Raw genomic sequence first — 4596 nt, 5'->3', positions numbered from 1 at the left:
GGCCCTTGCCGTTTCCTCAGGCAATGTGAATCGCTCGGTATGCATGTGATGGTCTTCGACGGTGTCGACGCGGACCGGCTGAAACGTTCCCAGCCCGACATCGAGCGTAACGTGCTCGATGTCGACTCCCAGACCTCTTACATTGTCCAGCAGCTCCGGCGTGAAATGCAACCCTGCGGTCGGTGCCGCGACCGATCCGGGCTCACGGGCATAAACCGTCTGATAGGCTCCAGGGTCACGGGGAAATTGCTTGATGTAGGGTGGAATCTGNNACCAGTGCCTGGAATCTCGTCGGTGAACGCCGCCCGGTCAGAAGGACATCAATCGTTGCACCTGTGCTGTCCTTACGGCAACTGAAACTGGCCTCGTTGACGCGCGTATCGTTGACAACGACGACATCACGAGGATGAAGGTACGAAAGAAGATCGCGAAACACTCCGTGCTCGATTGTCCCAGCCGCCCGGTCCACGACCATGAGACGCGCAAGGTCGCGCTGTTCAAGGGGAGTCTGGGCAATCAGCCCCTCTGGCAGCTCGTAGTCGAAGTCCCGTATATTCACGCTTTGCACAACTCCTTGGCTCCCCGCCGCTGGGCGCCGACGTCATGCATCGGTCTCCAGTTCAGCAGAGTGTATTATATGGATGCAGTCCCGGTTGCCAATAGAGTAGGGATCACAAGCGTTCACATGGTCGTGCCCGAACACTGGATGGGCGCGGGTCAATCCTTTCGCAAGAAACGCTGAGGGAGACGGGCTCCGGGGGCTGCACCGGCTGCTTCGATGATCCAGCTCCGCGCAGTGAGTCTTTCATTCACGACAACTGCGCCGGCATAGAGTTCAGCTCGTGCCCCCGGCTCAGTGAACGGGATGACGTATCGCCCATGTACAACGTGGCGGAGCAGGACTTCCGCTATGTGGTCCTTGAGTCGATCGACACCCTCGAGAGTCGTAGCGGAGATCATGAACCCCGTCCCGATGAGGAGAACCTTCTCCCGCCTGGCCTGATCAACGGTATCGATCTTGTTGAAGACCAGCACTCGAGGAATGTCGGCGCAGCCAATGCGTGCCAGAACGGTGTCGACGACGTGAATACGCTCTTGCAGATCCCGCACGCCCGCATCCACGACATGCAGGAGGAGATCCGCATCACGGGATTCCGCGAGAGTCGAACGAAATGAATCCATCAGTGATTCTGGCAGGTCCCGGATAAACCCGACCGTATCGATCAGAACGGCGGATTGGCGTCCGAAGTGAGCTGGTCTTGCCGCTGTGTCCAGCGTCGCAAATAGCTTGTTCTCGGCCAGCAGCTCAGACCCGGCCAGCACATTGATCAGAGTGCTCTTGCCCACATTCGTATATCCTACGACAGCGACTTTTGCAATCGCCGATTCCTGTCGAGTGTGCGTCTTCACGGCGTATCTCGTATCAACTTCCCTTACCTGTTCACGCAGATCGTGGATCTCTGACTTCTTTGCTCTGCGACGCTTCTGGAAAAGAGTCTCACCCGGTCCGCGCATGCCAATGAAACCCGCCTGCTGGTCATACCCTGCATTCATTGCGCGCAGCTGCCCGAGTTCAAACATACGCTCAGCAATCTGCACACGCTTCTTCGCTTCGCCCGTGTGCGCATGAGCAGCGAACGTCTCCAGAATGAGCCTGGTACGGTCCATCACCGAACTCTCGAGAAAATCGATCATGTGACGGTACTGCGGAGGCGTAAGCTCAGAATCGAAAATGACAAGATCCGCCCGTAGAGCTTGCAGTAGGTCGTGCAGCTCCTCCACCTGACCCTTGCCAAGAAGATAGCGTTGAGGCGTCCGCTGTACAAACGTCCTTATTTGGAGTACATCTGCTCCAAGTCCCTCGGCCAGTTGGCGTGTTTCTTCGGCCCGGTCAGGATCCATGTCTTCGCTGACTCGCCGGACGCTTACAATGACGGCCGTTCGCGCAATGCTTTCGCCGCTCATGACCGGGGAACCAGGTACTTCTGGATCAGCTCTTCCGAGTAGTTCACGGTAGAAGCCGGGTCGATGCCGTGTTCAACCAGGAGCTTCTCGCACTCCGTTACAATGCCTACGCTGTACGAGATATGCGAATCCGAGCTCATAAGTATCGGAGCGTGGTATTTTCCGAGGAGCTCCAGGACGCGTTCGTAGTGAGCTACATTGACATCCTTCCAGGTATGGAGCGCCGACTGGTTCAGCTCGACCAGCACTCCCTTTGCAGCTGCAGCCGCAATCGACTCTTCAAGATCTACCGGATACGGAAAACGGGGGTCACCAATATGAGCCACGACCGTTATCCGGTTTTTCTCGATAGCCTTGACCAGGGCTCCCGTATTCTCGGAAACCGATGAGCCCCCATACCCTGTGGAATTGTGGAACCCGGCAATGACGACGTCGAGCTCATGCAGCAGTTTCTCTGGCATGTCCAGATCGCCCCAGGGATCAATGATGTTGGCTTCGACCCCTATGAGGACCCGGATCCCGGGCAACTGGCGCAGAGTATCCTGCCTGTTGAGGTTCTTGAAGTAGTCCAACTTAGGTCCGTCCGGGCGCGCAGGCCCATGGTCCGTGATGGCAAGATACTTCAGGCCACGCTGCTGTGCTGCAACAACTACTTCCTGAAGTGTGGAGAACGCATGTCCGGAGAAGACCGTATGCACGTGGAAATCACCAAGCATCTGTGGACTCATTTCCGTTTCCCTCCGTTGCCTCTGAGGATCGATGAAACAATCATACTCCCGAAGGAGACGAGCACCCACCCGATGAGCGCTGCCAGGAATCCGCGCACGTCAAAACCCGGAACCAGCCATGCTGTCAGAGCCATAATCGCCGCGTCGATGACAAGCGTAAACAGTCCAAGACTCAAAATGCTCAGTGGAAGGCTTATGGCGAGCAAGATCGGCCGAATGAGAGAATTCACGAACCCGAAGATGAGCGCGGCCCATAACGCCGCCCATATCGAGGCAACCTCGAATCCGGGGACCACCAGGCTGACGAGCAAAAAAACCGAAGCATTCAATATTAGACGAATGATAAGGTCCATAAGGTCTCCTTTCGAGATCAGCGGTGCTTCAGAGGGCGTTCGTGGCGTTTGTGGAACTCTCGCTTGCCAAAGCGATGGGCTTCGTCCCGAACGGCCATGAGCAACAGCAAAGCGCCAGAATCATGTGAGAGCCGTACTGGTTCCGGTGTTCCTTCACGATACAGGAGTTCTTCCTTCTTGGCAATGCCCACAACAGGTACATTCACACCGGCATTGTCGCGCACAGCACACACGGCTCCCAGTTGCGAAAGTCCACCGTCGATCAGCAGTAGATTCGCAGGATCACCGAACGTAATGTCACTCCATCTTGCGAAGCGCCGAGCAAGAGCCTCTGCCAGCATTGCCGGATCGTTCGGCGTATCCAGGGAGCGCATGTTGAACAGTCTGTACTGATCCTTTGCCGGTTTTCCGGCCACAAAAACGACCATGGAAACGGTGGCATCCTTTCCTGAGATGTTCGATACGTCGTAACCTTCGATACGCACTGGCAAATGTTCAAGATCTAATACCGCCTTCAGGACGGACAACTGCGCGGGGATGTCAGTCGCTCGTGTCGAGGCAATCAGTTTCTGTTCCGCGTTCTCAGCTGCGAAGCGCAAGAGACGCGAGGTCTCTGTCGAACGTGGCGACGCGAGGGAAATTGCAGTCCCAAGAACTACCCGCAATCGCTCGCGCACAATCGTCGCTTCGGCGCCCACAGCATCGACTGCTATTCGCGTCGGAGCAGCTACACGAAAGCGCTGGTAGAAATCAATGATGAGGTCCGCCCGCATGACCGCGTCGAGTGCCTCCTTGCCTTTCAGATCATAGATGAACTCTGTGGAAGCGATCAGCCGTCCCTCTCGAAGCGCTTGCCGGACAACAGCCACAAGATTCCCCTGTTGATGAAACGCGAACACATCCATGTCTCGCGCCCCAGGAGCGAAGACAGCGTATCGCTCAAACAGTCCCTTCAGCGCAAGGCAGGAGTCCCGGTAGCGTACCGCCCGCTCGTACTGCTGCGACCGAGATGCCTGGTCCATGCTGTTCTCGAGCTGTCTCAGCAACGTGCGCATCTTGCCGTTCAGGAATGCTGACAGATCCTGGACCACCTCGGCATACTCATCCTGGGAACACCTGTTCCCACACGGCGCCAGACAGAGGCCTAGGTCAAAGTCAAGGCATGGCTTGGTGGTTTTCGCCGGATCGATTCTTCGATGACACGTTCTGACTGGAAACGCGTGTCTCAGACTGTCAAGTCCAAGGTTGAGCAGTCCAGACTTCGGATATGGACCGAAGTAGCGGCTTCTGGCCGTCGTCACGCGGCGGGTTTTCCTGAGGATCGGAAAAGCTTCTCCCGTCAACTCGATAAGGGGATACGACTTGCCGTCGATGAGCTGGATATTGTAGTGGGGCTTATAGCACTTGATAAAGTTCGACTCCAGTACCAAGGCCTGGTCCTCGTGTCCCGCGGTAATGAAACTGAAAAAGCGGGCATTGCCCACCATCGACCTTGTTTTGGGATTCAGGTCATTTCTAAAATATGATTCGACTCTCTTGCGGAGATTCTT

Annotated in this window: 4 protein-coding genes and 1 pseudogene; all 5 read right to left on the bottom strand. The window is 56.2% G+C overall.

Annotation, left to right across the window (positions count from 1 at the left end):
- Positions 1–559: pseudogene (locus SMC5_RS11600) on the bottom strand (S-adenosylmethionine:tRNA ribosyltransferase-isomerase); the annotation flags it as partial.
- Positions 560–717: 158 nt separating this feature from the next.
- Positions 718–1965, bottom strand: a complete 1248-nt coding sequence (gene hflX, locus SMC5_RS02955) for a GTPase HflX (protein ID WP_119119524.1) — start codon at positions 1963–1965, stop codon at positions 718–720.
- On the bottom strand, positions 1962–2693 hold the full coding sequence (locus SMC5_RS02950; RefSeq protein ID WP_119119523.1) for a PHP domain-containing protein: 732 nt from the start codon (positions 2691–2693) through the stop codon (positions 1962–1964). The genes hflX and SMC5_RS02950 overlap by 4 nt, the downstream gene beginning before the upstream one ends.
- Positions 2690–3046, bottom strand: a complete 357-nt coding sequence (locus tag SMC5_RS02945) for a phage holin family protein (protein ID WP_119119522.1) — start codon at positions 3044–3046, stop codon at positions 2690–2692. Before SMC5_RS02945 ends, SMC5_RS02950 begins: the two co-directional genes overlap by 4 nt.
- A gap of 17 nt (positions 3047–3063) precedes the next feature.
- Positions 3064–4596: excinuclease ABC subunit UvrC (uvrC, locus tag SMC5_RS02940; protein ID WP_119119521.1), on the bottom strand; the 1533-nt coding region annotated here is incomplete at its 5' end.

Source organism: Candidatus Cryosericum odellii, assembly GCF_003570935.1.
Classification (GTDB): Bacteria; Caldisericota; Caldisericia; order Cryosericales; family Cryosericaceae; genus Cryosericum; species Cryosericum odellii.
This window is presented reverse-complemented; position numbering and strand designations above follow the sequence as displayed.